General features: G+C 63.1%; 14 protein-coding genes. 5 read left to right on the top strand and 9 right to left on the bottom strand.

Annotated features, from left to right (window positions below; all coding sequences use genetic code 11):
* Positions 1 to 7 precede the first annotated feature (7 nt).
* From tagH to tagF, 5 genes are all read left to right on the top strand, one after another.
* Positions 8 to 1438, top strand: a complete 1431-nt coding sequence (gene tagH, locus BFW87_RS29970; RefSeq protein WP_078743326.1) for a type VI secretion system-associated FHA domain protein TagH — start codon at positions 8 to 10, stop codon at positions 1436 to 1438.
* Between the two features lie 70 nt (positions 1439 to 1508).
* On the top strand, positions 1509 to 2840 hold the full coding sequence (gene tssK, locus BFW87_RS29965; RefSeq protein WP_078743325.1) for a type VI secretion system baseplate subunit TssK: 1332 nt from the start codon (positions 1509 to 1511) through the stop codon (positions 2838 to 2840).
* Positions 2841 to 2855: 15 nt separating this feature from the next.
* Positions 2856 to 4142 carry a type IVB secretion system protein IcmH/DotU gene (icmH, locus tag BFW87_RS29960; protein ID WP_078743324.1) on the top strand — a complete coding sequence of 429 codons (1287 nt, stop codon included), beginning with the start codon at positions 2856 to 2858 and terminating at the stop codon, positions 4140 to 4142.
* A gap of 2 nt (positions 4143 to 4144) precedes the next feature.
* The gene (gene tssM, locus BFW87_RS29955) at positions 4145 to 7708 is read left to right on the top strand and encodes a type VI secretion system membrane subunit TssM (protein ID WP_078743323.1); all 3564 of its coding nucleotides are present in this window, start codon (positions 4145 to 4147) and stop codon (positions 7706 to 7708) included.
* A 9-nt stretch (positions 7709 to 7717) separates the two neighbouring features.
* On the top strand, positions 7718 to 8380 hold the full coding sequence (gene tagF / locus BFW87_RS29950; RefSeq protein ID WP_078743322.1) for a type VI secretion system-associated protein TagF: 663 nt from the start codon (positions 7718 to 7720) through the stop codon (positions 8378 to 8380).
* Positions 8381 to 8457: 77 nt separating this feature from the next.
* Here tagF and BFW87_RS29945 read toward each other — a convergent pair whose 3' ends face one another.
* The 9 genes from BFW87_RS29945 to BFW87_RS29905 all read right to left on the bottom strand — a co-directional run bounded on the left by BFW87_RS29945 (position 8458) and on the right by BFW87_RS29905 (position 17159).
* Positions 8458 to 8772 carry a helix-turn-helix domain-containing protein gene (locus BFW87_RS29945; protein ID WP_078743321.1) on the bottom strand — a complete coding sequence of 105 codons (315 nt, stop codon included), beginning with the start codon at positions 8770 to 8772 and terminating at the stop codon, positions 8458 to 8460.
* On the bottom strand, positions 8762 to 9112 hold the full coding sequence (locus tag BFW87_RS29940; RefSeq protein ID WP_078743320.1) for a toxin: 351 nt from the start codon (positions 9110 to 9112) through the stop codon (positions 8762 to 8764). The genes BFW87_RS29945 and BFW87_RS29940 overlap by 11 nt, the downstream gene beginning before the upstream one ends.
* Before the next feature lie 224 nt (positions 9113 to 9336).
* Complete coding sequence (locus BFW87_RS29935) at positions 9337 to 10932, bottom strand: gamma-glutamyltransferase family protein (RefSeq protein ID WP_078743319.1); 1596 nt, start codon at positions 10930 to 10932, stop codon at positions 9337 to 9339.
* Positions 10933 to 10955: 23 nt separating this feature from the next.
* A complete protein-coding gene (locus BFW87_RS29930) occupies positions 10956 to 11840 on the bottom strand; it encodes an ABC transporter permease (protein WP_078743318.1) in 885 nt (294 codons plus the stop codon).
* Positions 11840 to 12784, bottom strand: a complete 945-nt coding sequence (locus BFW87_RS29925) for an ABC transporter permease (protein WP_078743317.1) — start codon at positions 12782 to 12784, stop codon at positions 11840 to 11842. The genes BFW87_RS29930 and BFW87_RS29925 overlap by 1 nt, the downstream gene beginning before the upstream one ends.
* A gap of 37 nt (positions 12785 to 12821) precedes the next feature.
* A complete protein-coding gene (locus BFW87_RS29920; protein ID WP_078743316.1) occupies positions 12822 to 14321 on the bottom strand; it encodes an ABC transporter substrate-binding protein in 1500 nt (499 codons plus the stop codon).
* On the bottom strand, positions 14318 to 15433 hold the full coding sequence (locus BFW87_RS29915; protein WP_078743315.1) for an ABC transporter ATP-binding protein: 1116 nt from the start codon (positions 15431 to 15433) through the stop codon (positions 14318 to 14320). Before BFW87_RS29915 ends, BFW87_RS29920 begins: the two co-directional genes overlap by 4 nt.
* Complete coding sequence (locus tag BFW87_RS29910; RefSeq protein WP_078743314.1) at positions 15430 to 16425, bottom strand: ABC transporter ATP-binding protein; 996 nt, start codon at positions 16423 to 16425, stop codon at positions 15430 to 15432. Before BFW87_RS29910 ends, BFW87_RS29915 begins: the two co-directional genes overlap by 4 nt.
* Positions 16422 to 17159 (bottom strand): FadR/GntR family transcriptional regulator, encoded by a 738-nt coding sequence (locus BFW87_RS29905; protein ID WP_078743313.1) that lies wholly within the window; start codon positions 17157 to 17159, stop codon positions 16422 to 16424. Before BFW87_RS29905 ends, BFW87_RS29910 begins: the two co-directional genes overlap by 4 nt.
* Between the last annotated feature and the right edge of the window lie 668 nt (positions 17160 to 17827).

Raw genomic sequence — 17827 nt, 5'->3', positions numbered from 1 at the left:
GCCCGCTATGAACCTGATCCTGCTGGTTAAAAGCTACCGTGACCAACCGATGCCCGGCGATGTGATCTGCCGCTTTACCGAGGTCGGCGGTTCCATTGGTCGCGGGCCGGACAACGACCTGACCCTGGACGACCCGGGCAAATACATCTCCCGGGTGCATGCGCGGATTGAGCTGCGCGGCGAACAGTTTTTCATCACCGACACCGGCAGCAACCCCAGCCTGGTCAACGAGCGGCCGTTGGGTAATGGCCGCGAGCGCGCGCTGGAGGAGGGCGATCGCCTGGTGATCGGCGACTACGCACTTGAAGTGCGCCTGGAGCAACCGCTGGCGCCGGAACCTGAAGACGACGCCCTGGCCACGCGGATTCTGCCGCCGCTGTTTGTACCACCACCGCCACCGGTGGCGGCGCCATTGCCGCCGTTAGAGGTGCCGCAGCCACTGTTGCGCGACCCGGAAGTGGTCGTGCCGGTGGTGTTGCACGACGACCTGGCAGGCGCGCGGATTCTGGAGGGTAATTCACTGTTTGATGGGGCGATGCCGTTGTCCGATCCGCTGGGTTTGAACCCGTCGCTGACGCCAGTGTTTCGTGGCACCGAGAGTGACCACGTAGCACCGCAGATGCAGGCATTCAACCCGCCGATCTGGCAGGCGGAGCCGCTGGTGATTCCGGATGACTATGACCCGCTCCTTGGGCTATCCACCCAACCCGCAGTTATCCCGGAACCCAATGTGGGAGCGGGCTTGCCCGCGATGGCGGCCTCTGAGATTGAGGTGATTCCGGAAAAAATCATTGCTCCTGAGGCCATCGCGGGCAAGTCGAATCGTCGCACCGCCGCTCCCACAGAAGAGCCGGCCGATGCTGTGCTCAAGGCCCTGCTCCAGGGCCTCGGCCTGCCCGACCTCCACACCTCCCGCACCCCCACCGAACTCGCCCAGCTGGTCGGCGAAATGCTCCGCGCCGCCACCGGCGGCACCATGGATGTGCTCATGGCCCGTGCGTTGACCAAGCGCGAAAGCCATATCGACATGACCATGATCGGTGCCTATTCCAACAACCCGCTCAAGTTCTTCCCCGACACCGACAGCGCCCTGACCCAGATGCTCAACGGCGATTCACCGGCCTATATGCGCCCGGTCAAGGCGATGAATGCGTCCTTCGATGACCTCAAGGCTCACGAATTGGCGGTGATCGCCGGCATGCGCGCGGCCTTGGGGGCGGTGGTGCAGCGTTTTGACCCGGCGCGGGTCGAGCAGCGCCGCACCACCCACGGCGCGCTCGACAAGTGGATGCCGGCACGGCGCAAGGCCCGTCTGTGGGACCGTTTGGTGGAGCGCTATGAAGACCTGGCGCGGGATGCGGATGAGGATTTGCAGCGGTTGTTTGGGGAGCTGTTTTCCAAGGCTTATGAGGAGCAGGTGGCGCGGATGAGGGAGTAGGGGGCTGCTGCGCAGCCCAGCGCGGGCAAGCCCGCTCGCCACAGCATTCGCCCACTTTTGAGAAGAATTTATGTCCTGGAATAACAAAGTAGTCTGGTCCGAAGGCATGCTGTTGCAGCCTCAGCACCTGCAGCAGCACGACCGCTTCCTGCACACCCAACTGGAAGCGCGGGTCGCCACCTTGCGCGCCTACGGCTGGGGCTTTTCCAGGCTGGAAATTGACCCGCAGCAGCTGGCGATGGGCAAGCTGTCGCTGCTTTCATACAGCGGCGTACTGCCTGACGGCACGCCCGTGGGCTTGCCGTTCGACGATGAAATGCCGCTGCCGCTGGAGATTCCCGACGACGCCCGTGACCTGAAAGTGGTGCTGGCATTGCCGAGCCTGCGCCCCGGTGTGTCCGAGGTCGACGACAACCCCAGCTTTGAAAATTTTGCCCGCCATCGCAGCAGCGAATACGAAGCCTGGGACAGCAATGGCCTGGACAGCAGCGCGCTGATGAGCATCGGCAAACTGCGCCTGCGCCTGGCATTCGAGGGCGATGTGGCCGACACCCATACCGTGCTGGGCATCGCCCATGTGGTGGAAAAACGCGCGGATAAAAGCGTGGTGCTCGACCGCGACTACTGCCCGCCGTGCCTGGATATTCGCGCCGCCGAGCGCCTGCGCGCATTCAACGATGAATTGCTCGGCCTGGTGCAGCAACGGGTCGAAGCGCTGGCCTCACGCCTGACCCGTCCGGACGGCAGCGGTGCGGCGGAAATCGCCGACTTTCTGCTGTTGCAAGTGCTTAACCGCAGCGTGCCGCTGGTGCGGCATTTGTCAGCAATGACCGGTTTGCACCCCGAGCAGCTGTACCGCGACCTCGCGTCGCTGGCCGGTGAACTGGCGACCTTTACCCGCGACGACAAACGCGCCGCCAGCTACCCGGTGTATCGCCACGGTGCCTTGGCGGAAACCTTCGCCCCGGTGATGCTCGACCTGCGCCGCGCCCTGTCGGCGGTGATGGATGTGCGCGCCATCGCCATCCCGCTGGAAGAGCGCCAATACGGGATTCGCGTGGCGGTGTTGCCCGATCAGGAACTGCTGCGTTCGGCGACGTTCATCCTCGCCGTGCAGGCGCAAATGTCCGCCGAAAGCGTGCGCAGCGGCTTCCCGCCGCAGGTGAAGATCGGTTCGGTGGAGAAGATCCGCGACCTGGTCAACCTGCAACTGCCGGGCATCGGCTTGCGCCCGTTGCCGGTGGCGCCACGGCAGTTGCCGTTCCACGCCGGTTTTACCTATTTCGAACTGGATCGCAGCAGCGAATATTGGCAATTGCTCAGCCAGTCGGCCGGCTTTGCCATGCATATCGCCGGGGTGTTCCCGGGGCTGGACATGCAGTTCTGGGCTATTCGGAACTAAGGCAAGGTGACTGACGTGAACGACACTTTTGATGGCGGCCAGGACCCTGACCGTACCTTGCTGATCCCCACGCCTGGCGGGCGCCGGGCAATGCCGGCGAGTGCACCGGCTGGCGATGTGCAGCGTGCGGCGCTGGTGTTGCACGGCAAGGGCCTCAACCCGCTGGTGCGCGCGGCCAACCCGTTGCTCGACCTGGTGGTACCCCTGCGCACCCTGACGGCGATGCCGGATATGGAAAGCCTGCGTCAGCGTTTGATCCAGGCGGTTCAGGCGTTCGAGGCTCAGGCCCGCGCCAGCCAAATCGACGTGGAAACCGTCGCCGCCGCGCGTTACGCGCTGTGTACGTTGGTCGATGAAACCATCGCCAGCACGCCGTGGGGCGCCGGTGTATGGGGCAGTCGCAGCCTGTTGGTGACGTTCCACAACGAGGCGTGGGGCGGCGAAAAATTCTTCATGATCCTGCAGCGTCTGAGCCAGGACCTGCGCACCCATATCGACGTACTGGAATTGATGTACCTGTGCATGGCGTTGGGCCTGGAAGGGCGTTATCGCGTACTGGATCGCGGCCTCGATCAGTTGGGCCTGCTGCGCGAACGCCTGCTGCAACTGATCAACCAGCAGCGCGGCAATCAGGAACAGGACCTCTCGCCACGCTGGCGTGGGGCCGAGGCACCGCAGGCCTCGATGCTGCGGCGTGTGCCGTTGTGGGTGCTGGCGTCGGTGGCGGCGGTGCTGCTGTTGAGCGTGCAGTTGACCTACAGCTGGTTGCTCAACCGCGCGTCCGACCCGGTGTTTGCCCAGCTCGGCTCAATCCGCGTGGCATCGCCGCTCAAAGTGGCAGCACCGGCAGAACCTGCGCCGGTGCGTCTGTCGGGCTTTCTTGCGCCGGAAGTGGCGCAGGGCCTGGTTGTGGTCAAGGACAGCGCCGATCGCTCGGTGATTACCCTGCGCGGTGACGGCGTGTTTGCGTCCGGCAGTGCCGAGGTGTCGAGCAACTTTGATGGTTTGCTTGCACGCATTGGCGACGCCCTGGCCACGGTGCCGGGGAATGTGGTGGTGGTCGGGCATACCGACAACGTGCGGCCATCGGCGACCTCGCGGCTGGGCTCCAACTTCGACTTGTCCCAGGCGCGTGCCAAGACGGTTGCGCGTTTGCTGGCGCAGCGCGCCGGGCCAGCCGAACGCTATCGCAGCGAGGGCCGTGGCGAAACCGAGCCGCTGGTGCCCAACGATTCAGCGGCGAATCGCGCGCGTAACCGCCGCGTCGATATCACCGTGTTGATCCCTTCCCAGGCGCAATAACCATGAATTTCTCTTCTTTTTTCTCATTGTTATGGTCCCCGGTGGAGCGCTTTATTCTGTGGCTGCTCAAGCCGTGGTTGCTGTCGCTGATCGGCGTGGCGCTGCTGTCGCTGCTGGTGTGGTACGAAGGCCCGTTGCTGGCGTTCAACGGCAGCGAGCCGCTGGCGCCGGAGTCGCGGCGTTGGGGGTTGATCGCGCTGTTTGTGCTGATTTGGGTCGGGTATTTTGCCTGGCGCCTGTGGCGTGCCTGGCGCGCCAACCGTGGGCTGATGGCAGGCGTGGCCGAAGCGCCCGTGGTGGCGCCCGGCGTGCGCGAAACCCAGGCGGAAGTGGCCGAACTGGGCGAGCGCATGCGCTCGGCCATGGCCGTGCTGCGCAAGGCCAACCCCGGCTGGAAGATGAGCGGGCAGTACCTGTATCAGCTGCCGTGGTACATGTTTGTCGGCGCGCCGGGCAGCGGCAAGACCACCGCGCTGACCCATTCCGGCCTGCAGTTTCCTCTGCGTGAAGCCATGGGCAGCGGCGCCATCGGCGGTGTGGGCGGCACGCGGCATTGCGACTGGTGGTTCACCGACGAGGCGGTATTGCTCGACACCGCCGGGCGCTACACCACCCAGGACAGTTACACCGAAGTGGACCGCGCCGCCTGGGGCGGCTTTCTTGACCTGCTGAAAAAACACCGCCGCCAACGTCCGGTCAACGGCGTGATCGTCGCACTGAGCGTCAGCGACCTGTTGCAACAGACCGAAGCCCAGCGCCAGGCTCAGGCCGTGGCGATTCGAGCGCGCATCAATGAGCTGTATGAGCGCCTGGGCCTGCGTTTTCCGGTGTATGTGGTCATCACCAAGTGCGATTTACTGGCAGGTTTTTCGGAGTTCTTCGAGAACTTTGGTCGCGACGAGCGCGCGCAAGTGTGGGGTGTGACGTTCCCGCTGCCGCAGCCACCTCAGCCGGATACCGGGCTGGCGTCTTTTCCGGGCGAGTTCGATGCCCTCGAGCGTCAGCTGCAACGCCGCGTGCTGGAGCGTTTGCAACAGGAGCGCGATCTGTCGCGCCGTGCCTTGCTCTACAGCTTTCCGCAGCAGTTCGCCAGCCTGGGCGATGGCCTCACGCGTTTCCTCAATACCGTATTTGAAGCCAATCGTTATCAGGAACCGGCCTTGCTGCGCGGCGTGTATTTCACCAGCGGCACCCAGGAAGGCAGCCCGATTGATCGCGTGCTGACGTCGCTGGCGGCTTCGTTTGGCTTGGGTCGCAAGGTGCTGGCGCCGAATGTGGCCAGCGGGCGCAGCTACTTCATTACGCGGTTGCTGCGTGAAGTCATTTTTAAAGAGGCCGGACTGGCCGGGGTCAATCATCAGGAAGAGCGGCGTCGGCGTTTGCTAGGGCGGGCCGGGCGGATTACGGCAGCGGCGGTGTTCGTATTGCTGCTGGCGGCGATGACCATCAGCTACAACCGCAACCTGCAACTGATCGCCGATGCGTCGAGCGCCGCCGCTAACGTCGCGCAATTGGCCAAGGCGCTGCCCGCCGAAGGCGACGTGCTGGTGACCTTGCCGCTGCTTAACGCCGCGCGGACCTTGCCCAGCGGCTACAGCGACGGCGACAACAGTGTGCCGTTGCTTAGCCGCATGGGCCTGTACCAGGGCAACAAGCTCGGTGCCGGCGCGGTCACGCTGTATCGCCGCCTGCTGCGCAGCACGTTGCTGCCGCACATCGTCGCCAACATGGAAAACGCGCTGCGCCGTGGCGATGCGAGCAATCAGGAGTTCCTTTACGAAACCCTGCGTGCCTACCTGATGTTGGGCGAGCGCCAGTACTTCGACGCCGCCTCGGTGCAGGCCTGGGTTGATGTGGATTGGCGCCGCGAACTGCCCCAGGCCACGCCGGCGCAGTTGCAGCAGCTGTCGGACCACGTCGCGGCGCTGCTCGAGGCGGATGACGAGGCCGAGCCGGTGCAACTCGACACGGCATTGGTCGCCAAGGTGCGTCTGGCGCTGGCGAGCATGCCGTTGTCACAGCGCATTTATAACCGCGTCAAACGCCAAGTGGACCAGCAGCATTTGCCGGAGTTGAGCGTGAACAGCGCGGTGGGGCGGGACGTGTCGTCACTGTTTACCCGCGCCAGCGGTGAGCCGTTGTCCCGTGGGGTCAGCGGCTTGTATCGCATCGCCGGTTACCGTGAGTTGACCGACAAGACCCCGCAGGCCGTGGCTGACATGGCCAAGGACAGCTGGGTGCTGGACCGCCAGGAGTCGGCGCAGATTGCCGGTGGCAACCCGGCCATGCAGGCGGCGGTGCTGGAGTTGTATTACGCCGACTACATCCGTCAGTGGGACACCTTTCTGGCGGACGTGCACCTGTCACCGCTGACCAGCCTGGGCCAGGCATCACTGGTGACCAATGCACTGGCAGCCACCGATTCGCCGTTGCGCGCCTTGCTGCAAGCAGTGTCCAGGGAAACCACGCTGGACGGCGCCCTGACCTCGGCGACAGGCAAGGACACCGACCAGCGCGTGCGCGACAAGATCGCCGCGGCCACCCAGAAACTGCAATCGGCGCTGGGCGGCGACAGCCCGGCGCCGGTGGCGGATGCTTCGGCCAACCCGGTCGACCAGCATTTCGCCGCGCTGCATCGCCTTGTGGGTACCGGCAGTGGCCCGCAGCCGCTGGACGAAGTACTGGCGTCATTGAAAGACGCCGGGCAGTTTTTCGACAGCGCCGACGCCGCCCGTCGCAGCGCTGCACCGGCGCCGTCCAACGAAGTGTTGGGGCGTTTGAAGCGCTCCGGCGATACGCAGCCGGCGCCGTTGTCATCGCTGCTGCGTGATGTGGAAGCCGGCGGCAGTGCGCTGACCCTGGGCAATGAAAAGGCCCGTTTGAATGCGTTGTGGGAAGCCACCGGCGCACCGTTCTGCCGGGTTGCGATTGACGGGCGTTACCCGCTGGTACGCAGTTCCGGCCGCGACGCCACCGCCGATGACTTCGGCAAGTTCTTCGGCCCGGGCGGCTTGATGGACGACTTTTTCAGCAAGAACCTCGCGCCTTATGTCGACATGAGTGGCAACCAATGGCGCTGGCGCTCCACGGGCGTGACGCCGCTGAATATTTCCCAGGACGTGCTCAACCAGTTCCAGCGTGGCGCCAAACTGCGCGACATGTTTTTTGTCGCCGGTGCGCGCCAGCCGTCGATGCGCTTTGATCTGAAAACTCTGAGTGCCGACCCGGCGCTGACCAAAGTCACTCTGGAGATCGACGGTCAACCGGTGGTGTATGACGCCGGTACGGTGCCGGACTTCACCGGCATTTCCCTGCCCAGTGGCAAATCCGGCGGGCTTGTGCGGCTGGACGCAACGCCGTCGTTGGTCAGCCCGTTGCGCAGCGACGGCCCGTGGGGCTGGTTACGCATGATGGACAAAGGCTCTGTGAGCCCTCAGGGCGAGCAGTTGCAACTGACCTTCAGCGTGGAAGGTCACCGCGTGGTTTACCTGTTGCGCGCCAGCAGTGTGATCAACCCGTTCCGGCGTGACGGCTCCGAATCATTTCATTGCCCCAGCACCTTTTAAGGATCTGCCATGAATGGATTTTTCGGCAAGGTGATCAGCCATGGGGATTTTGTCAGTCGGCGGTTGCCTGCGACATTTTTGAGTCCCTGGGATGGATGGATGCAGGCGGGTTTGCAGTGCAGTCGTGAGCGTCTGGCTGAGCAGTGGCTTGATGTGTATTTGTGTAGCCCGATCTGGCATTTCGCACTGGCGGCAGGTGTGTGCGGTGAGCAGGGGTGGGCGGGGGTGATGATCCCCAGCGTGGACCGCGTCGGGCGCTACTTTCCGCTGACCCTCGCCACGGCGGGGGAGGATGTGCCGTTGCTGGCACGGCTGGAGCGTGATGTGCTCTGGTATTCCCAATTGGAGCGGCTGGCCTTGTCGACATTGACTGAAGGGTTTTCCCTTGAAGTGTTCGACGAGGCGCTGTTGGCGCTGCCATTGCCCGGATGCTGGACCCCTGCGAGCTACTCCAGCGGCGGTGCTGCCCCTGCGCGTTGGCTGGATTTGCCGGACCCCGAGCGCATCGGCGACGGCATGCCGCAATTGAACGCACAGATTGATGCGCTGGGGCTGGCCGGGCACTCACTGTTCTGGACCGAAGGCTCGCCGCGTGTGGCACCGTCGATCTGGGTGGGCGCGGGGTTGCCCGATGTTGAAACCTTTGCCGATATGCTCGGCGGGCGATACTGAGTTGCTTGTGTTGTAAGTGAGCTTTTTGTGCTGAGCGGCTTGTTGTGGCGAGCGGGCTCGCCACAGGGCATTGTTTTTCAGCCCAAGGCTGCCAGTTGCGCAACAGTCTCCGGGAACCGCGCCACCAGACGAATCAAGGTGACGGCCTGCGCATTGGGCTTGGCCCGGCCTTGTTCCCAGTTTTCCAGGGTGCGCGTATTGGTGCGCAGGTACATGGCGAACACTGACCGGGAGAGGTTGAGTTGCTGGCGCACCGCAACCACTTCTTCGGCGGTGAGCGGCTCCAGTTTGTTGAGGTGAACCTTGTGGGTCCGCAGGGTGATTTTGCCTTGGCGTTCGTCCGCCAGGGCGTCGAAGCCTTCGACCAGTTCAGAAAAGATTTCACGTTTCATGGTGTGTTCTCGCTTTGATTTCCCTGTCCAGCAGGTGTTTAAGGGCGGTCTTGTGGCGCGGCGTCAGGTCATCCTGTTCGTGCTTGCCGTACAGGGTGAACAACCAGAATTGCGTGCCGCCCGACCACCAGTAGTAAATGACCCGCAGGCCACCGCGCTTGCCTTTGTTTCGTCGCTCATCGACGAAGCGAACCTTCCGCAGCCCGCCTGTTCCTTCAATCACGTCGCCTGCTTCCGGGTTTTTCATCAATTCCTGTTGAAACCCGTGGAACAGCTCGTCACTCAGATAATCCTTGCGATGCCGCTCGAAGGCCGGCAGTTCGATAAATAGAGCATCCATGTTCTGTACGTAGCCTGCGTATAGTTTGGTGGCCCACGCACCCGGGGTCAAGTGACCTGGTTGTGGGAACTTTCCTAAAACGCAGCCACCATACGGCGGCCTTCAATGGGTGGATGCCAGAGGAGGAGGCAGGGAGGTGAGGAATTTTCCGCGATGGGGGAAGGTAAAAGAGAAAGAGCAGCCTGAACGCTGTCGATCGACAGTGCTCAGGCCTGGGACGTGTGTCAGTAAGCGGCAATCAATCCGTCTTTACGCGGGTCAGTCCCGCCCACATAACCATGCCGGGTGCGCTGGATGATCTGTGCGCCACCAAAGGCGAACACGCCGTTGGGGTCCTCAAAGTCGATGGTGTGGCCTTTGTCGCGCAGTGCCTGCGCCACGTGCTGATCGAATGCACGCTCCACCGCCACCTGCAGGCCGGCCTCGATCCGCCAGCGCGGTGCATTGGCGGCGGCTTGCGGGTTCTGCTTGTAGCGCAGGATGCGCATCATCATCTGCAAATGCCCTTGTGCCTGCATCGGCCCGCCCATCAAGCCGAACGCCATCAACGGCGTACCGTCGGCATTCATCACAAAACCCGGAATGATGGTGTGAAAGGGCCGCTTGCCCGGCGCAACGGCGTTGGCATGTTCAGGGTCAAGCGTGAACGCCGCCCCACGGTTTTGCAGGCTGATACCGGTGCCCGGCACCACCACGCCCGAGCCGAAACCCATGTAGTTGGACTGGATGAACGACACCATCATGCCGCTTTCGTCTGCCGCCGATAAACACACCGTCCCGCCGGCTTTGGGTGAGCCGTGGCCCGGGTCAGCGGCGTGCTCATTGACCTGCGCGGCGCGTTCGCGCAAGTACGCGGGATCGAGCAAGCGTTGGGGATCAAGGCGCATATGGTCGCTGTCAGTCACGTAATGCTGCAGGTCGGCCAGCGCCAGTTTCATCGCTTCCAGCACCGGGTGCAGCGTTTCGGGGCTGTCTACCGGATGCTCACCGACACCGAGTGCTTCAAGCATGCTCAGCCCGGCCAGCGTGGCGATGCCCTGGCCGTTGGGCGGCAGTTCGTGGACGACAGCGCCGGCGTAGGGCACCGAGAGGGTTTCGGTCCAGTCGACGTGGTGCGCGGCCAGGTCATCAAGGCTCATCACACTGCCGTTGGCCTTGGCATGGGCAATGATGGCGTGTGCCAGTTCGCCACGGTAGAACGACTCGCCCTTGGTGGCGGCGATGCTTTTGAGGGTGGTTGCGTGGTCCTTCAGCTGGATTTTTTCGCCGGCTGTCGGTGCTTTACCGCCGGGTAAAAAACACTCGGCAAAACCCGGTTGATCCTTCAGTTTCTCGGCCCCCAGGCGCCACAACTCGGCAATGATGGGCGTGACCTGATAACCGTTTTGCGCATGGGCAATCGCAGGTTCGGCCAGCGTGGCAAAGGGCAACTTCCCGTAGCGCTCAGACAACGCGACCCAGGCCGATACCGCCCCCGGCACGGTTACCGAGCCCCAACCGCGCTGGGGCATTTGCGCTTGGCCAGCGAAATGATCAGCTGTCCAGCCCTGGGGCGAACGGCCGGAAGCGTTCAGGCCCTGCAGCTTTTTGCCGTCCCAGACAATGGCAAACGCGTCGCTGCCGATGCCGCAACCGGTGGGTTCGACCACCGTCAGCACCATGGCCGCAGCGATGGCGGCGTCGACGGCGTTGCCGCCCTTGCGCAGCATCTCCAGCCCGGCCTGCGCAGCCAGCGGCTGCGAGCAGGCGACCATGTTGTTGCCCATCACGGGCGAGCGTGCGGACGGGTAGGGTTGGCTGTAATCCAGATCATCAAACATGCGTGGCTCTCTTTCGGCAGTAGTTAATGTTTGGGGTCCAGGGCGTCACGTAAACCGTCCCCCAACAGGTTGAAACACAGGACGGTGATGTAGATCGCCACACCCGGCGCGATCGACATCCACGGTGCCTGCTCCATAAAGTTTTTGGCGGTATTGAGCATCGAGCCCCAGGACGGCGAGGGCGGTTGCTGGCCCAGGCCCAGGAACGACAAACTGGCTTCGGCGAGGATGGCCGACGCGATGGTCAGCGTGGCTTGCACCACCAGTGGCGACATCACGTTCGGCAGCACGTAGCGCAGGATGATCCAGCGGTCCGGCAAACCAATGGCGCGCGCACCTTCCAGGTAATCCTCGTGACGAATGGCCAGCACCTGGCCGCGTGTGAGGCGGGAAAAAATCGGCATCGCCGAGAGCCCGATGGCGATCATCGCGTTGGTCAGGCTTGGGCCCAGAAAAGCGCCCAAGGCGATGGCCAACACCAGAAACGGGCAGGACAGCAGTGCATCCACGACCCGCGAAATCATTGCGTCCAGTTTGCCGCCGAAGTACCCGGCGATCAGCCCCAGCGGCACGCCGATGGCCATGGCAATCGCCACCGATACTCCGCCCGCCACCAGCGAGCTGCGCGCGCCCCACAGCAGCCGTGAGAACAGGTCGCGGCCGAGTTCGTCGGTGCCCAGCCAATACAGCATCGACGGCGCCTTGCGCACCGCGAGGAAGTTGGCCTTGAGCGGGTCATACGGTGCGATCCACGGGGCGAGCAGGGCGGCGGCGATAAACACCAGCAGCACCGTCGCGCCGATCACCGCGCCCTTGTTGGCGAGGAATTTATGTACGAATGGCGAGCGAGTGCGCGGTTTCAATACGCGGTCGCCAACAGGCGCAGCAGCCGAAGCGATAGCGGTCATCAAGCCGTCCTCAAGCGTGGGTTGATCAGGCGGTAGAGCACGTCGGCCAACAGGTTCAACAACAGGAAACCGATGGCGACGCACAGCACCACGCCTTGCACCACGGCGTAGTCGCGGTTGAACACGGCATCGACGATCATCTTGCCGAAGCCGGGAATGCTGAACACTTGCTCGGTCAGCACCGCGCCGCCCAACAGTTCGCCAAACAACAGCGTGGTGAGCGTGACGATGGGCATCAGCGCATTGCGCAGGGCATGCTTGAGAATCACCGTGCGCGGGAACAAGCCCTTGGCCCTTGCGGTGCGCACATAGTCGGCGCGCAGTACTTCGAGCATGGCGCTGCGGGTATGGCGCATCAGCACGCCGGACAACCCGGCGCCGAGCACGAAGGCCGGCAAAATCAGGGTTTTAAGGTTTTGCAGGACATCATCACTCAACGGTACAAAGCCCGACGCCGGCAGCCACTGCAGCTTTACTGCGAAAATCATGATCAGCAGCAACCCCAGCCAGAAGTGCGGAATCGAGATCCCGGACAAGGCCACGATGTTGGCGCCGTAGTCCACGGCGGTGCCTTTGCGTACAGCAGAAATCACCCCGGTGGGGATGCCGATCAGCAGCGCGATGATCAACGCCAGCACTGACAGTTCGAGGGTCACCGGCAGCTTGGAGGCCACCAGCGTGGTCACCGGCTGTTCGGTACGCAGCGAGGTGCCGAAGTCACCTTGCAGGACGTTGCCCACCCAATGGATGTATTGCACCGGCAGTGGGTCGTTGAGGCGATATTTTTCCCGCAGGTACTCCATCACCGCCGGGTCACGCTCTTCGCCGGCCATGGCCAGCACCGGGTCACCCGGAAGCAGTTTTTGCAGGGTGAACACGAACAGCGAGACCAGAATCAGCGTGGGAATGGCGCTGAGCAAACGCCTGACGATATAGATCAGCATGACGAACCCTCAAAGAGTGTCGGGGTGTGCAAACACATCACTTGATGACGACGTTTTCCAGACGGATCAGCCCGTCCGGGTTTGGCACGAAGCCGCTGATGTCGCTGCGCATGGCGATGATTCGCGGGTCGAAATACAGGTAGCTGGCGGGCACATCGTCAGCAAGCAGGCGCAGGGCTTCGAAGTACAGGGCCTGACGTTGCGCCAGGTCGTTGACCGTGCGGGCCTTGTCGAGCAGCGCATCGAGTTTCGGGTCACAGAAGTGGCCGTCGTTCTGGCCGCCCTTGCAGGCAACGAACTGATAGATGTCACCGTCAGGGTCCGGGCGGCCCGACCAGGCGCTCATGCCGACCTGAAAGTTGCCCGACTGTTGCTCGCTGAGCAGCGTGGCGTACTCGGTGGCGACCAGATTGACCTTGAATCCGGCTTCGTCGGCCATCGCCTGGATGATCTGGCCCACTTGCTGCGCGATAGGGTTGTTGGCGACTTTCAGTTCAACCACCAGCGGCAACTTGACGCCCGCTTCAGCCAGCAGCTTTTTGCTTTGCTCCACATCGCGCGCCGGAATCGGCAGGCTCTTGTCGTAATACGGGCTGCTCATGGGGAAGGGCTGGGCGCCGGGGGCGTACAGGCCTTCGAAGACCACCTGGTTGATCGCGTCGCGGTCGATCGCCAGTTCAAAGGCTTTGCGCACGCGTTTGTCCTGGCCCATCGGCGTCTTGGCGCGCTCGCCATTATTGGTGTTGTACATCAGCTGCATGTAGCCCAGGCCCGGGGTGTTGAAGACTTGCAGCTTGCTGTCGGCCTTGGCGGTTTTCACGTCGGTGGGCGCGACACGCTCGATCATCTGCAGGTCGCCGGAGCGCAGGTTGGCCAGGCGCACCGAAGTATCGGGGATGGGCAGGAAAATCACTTTGTCGAAGTGGTACGCCTGCTTGTTCCAGTAGTTATCGAAGCGCTCCAGCACGATGCGATCCTGCTGCACGCGCTGCACAAATTTGTACGGCCCGGAGCAGACCGGTTTGGCGCCGACCTCGGCCGCCGAAGCCTTCGGCGCCAGCATCATCCCGGCGCGGTCCGACAGTTGGGAGATCAGCGTTGCGTCCGGCTGTTTGACCTTGATCGCCACCGTATGGGCATCGATCACGTCGACGCTGTCGATCGACGACAATTCGCTTTTGCGCAGCGAGTCGGGCAGGGTGCGGGCGCGGTCGAGGTTGAACTTCACGGAGGCGGCATCGAAGGTTTCGCCGTCATGGAAGGTCACGCCGTCGCGCAGGGTCATGGTCAGGGTCTTGTTGTCCTCACTCCAGTTCCAGGCCGTGGCCAGTTGCGGCACGTATTCGAGGTGCGGGTTGATGTCCACCAGCTTGTCACACAACGCGGCGTAGACCAGCCGGCTTGAATAGGTGCGCGAGCGGTGCGGATCAAGCACGTCTGGGTCATCCTGGATGCCGATGCGCAGTGTGGATTCGGCAACAGCGGCATGGGCTGCGAGTAGCAACAGCGTTCCCGTCATAAGGTGGGCGAACTTCATGGCTGACTCTCCAGAGATAGGGCTTGATGGCTTTTGAACAGGCTCAGGCGTCGGGTGTAGGCCGCGCTGGGTGTGGGCACTGCCAGCGAATCTGCACCGGCGTTGGCAATTTCGCGCCAGTAATGGCAGGCGACCTGACGCTCGGCCTCGATGCTTTCAAACACCGGCTTCACGTCACGGCACAGCGGTTTGGCGTGGGGGCAGCGGGTATGGAAGCGGCAGCCCGACGGCGGATTGCTCGGGCTCGGCATGTCGCCTCCCAGCACCTGGCGCGGGTGGCGCAGGTCGGGGTGGCTGACCGGCACGGCGGCGACCAGCGCTTGGGTGTAAGGGTGCAGTGGCGTTTCGAACAACGCGTCCACCGGCGCCAGCTCGACGATCTCGCCCAGGTACATCACGGCCACGCGGTCGCTCATATGGCGGATCACCGCTAGGCCATGGGCGACGATGACCAGGGTCAGGCCAAATTGATGCTTGAGGTCTTCGAGCAGGTTGACCACTTGGGCCTGCACCGACACGTCCAGCGCCGACACCGGTTCATCGCCGAGGATCAACCGCGGTTCGGACGCCAGCGCCCGCGCGATGCCGATGCGCTGGCGCTGCCCGCCGGAAAACTCATGGGGAAAACGCCGGCCATGTTCGGGGGCCAGGCCCACGGTGCGCAGCAGCTCGGCGACCTTGTCCTGCCGTGCGCTGCGGCTGTTGTCGGTGTGCAGCCAGATCGGTTCGCCGATGATCGATTCCACGCTCATGCGCGGGTTCAGTGAGGCGAACGGGTCTTGAAAGATGATCTGCAGATCGCGGCGCGCCTGGCGCAGCTTTTCCGGTTTCAGACTGGCGAGGTTGGCGCCCTCGTAGATCACCTCACCGGCCGTGGGGTTGAGCAGGTTCAGCAACAGGCGCCCGAGGGTGGATTTGCCGGAGCCCGACTCGCCCACCAGTGCCAGGGTTTCGCCTCTGCGCACAGAGAGTGAAACCTGATTGACCGCCTGCACCGGTGGTTTTTTGCGCTGGAACAGGCCGGTTTCACTGTTGAAGTGTTTGCTGACAGCGACGCTTTGCAGGATCGGTTGCTCGGCGCTCGGTTCGGGATTGCGTTCGAGGGGCTTCATGCGGTCTCTCCCAAATGCTGTTCCAGTGGCACGCGCAGGCAGGCGGCGAAATGCCCGCTGGACACCTCCACCAACGGCGGTCGCGCTTCGCGACAGGCGGCAAGGACGAATGGGCAACGCCCGGCGAATCGGCAACCGCCTGGCATCTCGGCAGGCGTTGGCACGCGTCCATTGATGGTTGCCAACCGCCCCTCACGCGGGCCTATGGACGGCATCGAGCCCATCAGGCCGATGGTGTAGGGGTGTTGCGGGTCATCGAACAGGGCTTTGACCGAGCCGCTTTCAACCACCTGCCCGGCGTACATCACCATCACGTCATCGGCGACTTCGGCCACTACGCCGAGGTCGTGGGTGATGAGGATCATCGATGTGCCTGTTTCGGCTTGCAGGGTGCTTACCAGCGCGAGGATTTGCGCTTGAATGGTCACGTCCAGCGCCGTGGTGGGCTCGTCGGCAATGATCAGCTTCGGGTCGTTGGCCAGGGCCATGGCAATCATTGCCCGCTGGCGCATTCCGCCTGAAAGCTCATGGGGATAGGCGTCCAGACGCTGCGCGGCGTCGGGCACGCGGACCTTTTCGAGCATCTGTAGCGCGCGTTTCCTGGCGTCCTTCTGAGACAGTCCCTGATGACGCACCACGCTTTCGGCGATCTGGTCGCCAATCGTGAATACCGGGTTTAGCGAGGTCATCGGTTCTTGAAAGATCATCGCCATGCGATTGCCGCGTACGTCCAGCAAGCGCTCGTCGGACATCTGCAACAAGGCTTCGCCCAACAGGCTTGAGGTACTGGCTTCAACGGTAGCGGTGTCGGGCAGCAGACCCATCAGCGCCATCGACGTCACGCTTTTGCCACAGCCGGACTCGCCGACAATGGCCAGGGTTTTTCCGGCCTGCACCGCGAACGACACGCCGTCGACCACATTGGCCGGTGCGCCCTGGAAGCGCACGGTCAGGTTGTCGATGCTCAGCACCGGGGGAAAGTCGGGTTTCATAGGCTGGCCTCAAGGTCTTGCTGGATAACGGCTTCCAGGGCTTGTTGCAGCGCGCGCAGGTGACCGCGCATGGCGGTTGCGGCCTTGACCGGGTCGCGGCTTTCGATGGCGCTGACAATGTCGTCGTGGTCGTGGCTGTACATTTCGAGGCGCTCGTTACTGCGCGCCCGGTGCCGCAGGTCGCGCCACACCGGATCGAGGCGGATGGCATCGAGCATTTCGAACAGGTCCAGCATCAAGCGGTTGCCGGAGGCTTCGGCGATGGCGCGGTGCAGGGCGCTGTCCCAGAGCTCGATGGATTCGGCGTCGGTTTCGTCCACGCCCTGTTGAAAGCTGGTGCGCTCGACCAGGCGGCGCAGAATCGCCATTTGTTCCCCACTGGCGCGGATCGCGGCGAGGGAGGCGAGTGCGGGCTCCAGGTACAGGCGGGCTTCCATGACTTCGCTGAAATTGGTTCGGCTGGCGACTTTGGCAAACGTCATGCTGGCGCTGGGCGGGGTCGGGCCGACATAGGTGCCTTTTCCCTGGCGCCGCCAGATGCGTCCCTCGGCTTCGAGTACGGCGAGGGCATGCCGGATTGCCCGGCGGCTGGCGCCGAATTCGGCGGCGAGTTCGCGCTCGGTCGGCAGTGCCCGCTGGGGGGTGGAGGCGTGTTGGGCGACCATCTGGCGCAGCACGTCCAGCGCCATTTTGGAGGACTTGTTGGGGGATGCTTCGGTCTCGAACCTTTCCATAATGGTTTCTCGTGACTGGCCAGAAAATGGGAGCAGGGAGGGGGGTGAACCCACGATCTGCGATGGAAGGGAGATTGCAAGCGTGATGCCAATTGCAATTGGTTCGCTTGCTGGGTGATCTGCTTTTGCTGGGGGGTGGGCCTGCGGCAGTGAGCGTATGGGGTGATTGGCGTGGGGTGTTGGAGGGGGTGAGTGATTGGTTCGGGGCTAGCTGAACCAATTTTTTGGGAAGGGGGGATCTGTGTGCACAAATGTAACGTGTGCTTCTTTAGCGTGCGTTGTGATGAGGCATTTGCTTGGCGCAAGGCGATTCAAGTGTGGGAGCTGGCTTGCCTGCGATGGCGCACTTGCAGCCAACCTATATCTGGCTGATGCCACTCGGTCCAAATGTGGGAGCGGCGGTGCGACGATTCGACTTGCTCGCGAAAGCTATGGGTCAGGCGCTATATTGCTTGAGTCGGAGTACATATCCATTGCTGTGGTAACGGTCACTTATGGTTCCGCTCTTACAGCGGCTCACTTTTGGAAAGACCCAAAAGTAAGCAAAAGGTCTTCGCCCCACCACTCGGCACCTCGCCTAGGCTCGGTGTGCCCTCACTCCGGCTTGAATCCGTGGGCCGCCGCGATGGGCCATCCTTGGCCCAGCGCGGCTAACCCGGCGTCCTGCC

The organism is Pseudomonas fluorescens, assembly GCF_002022275.1.
Lineage (GTDB): Bacteria > Pseudomonadota > Gammaproteobacteria > Pseudomonadales > Pseudomonadaceae > Aquipseudomonas > Aquipseudomonas fluorescens_AJ.
Note: the sequence above shows the minus strand (reverse complement) of the source record. Positions and strands in the feature narration are given on the sequence as shown.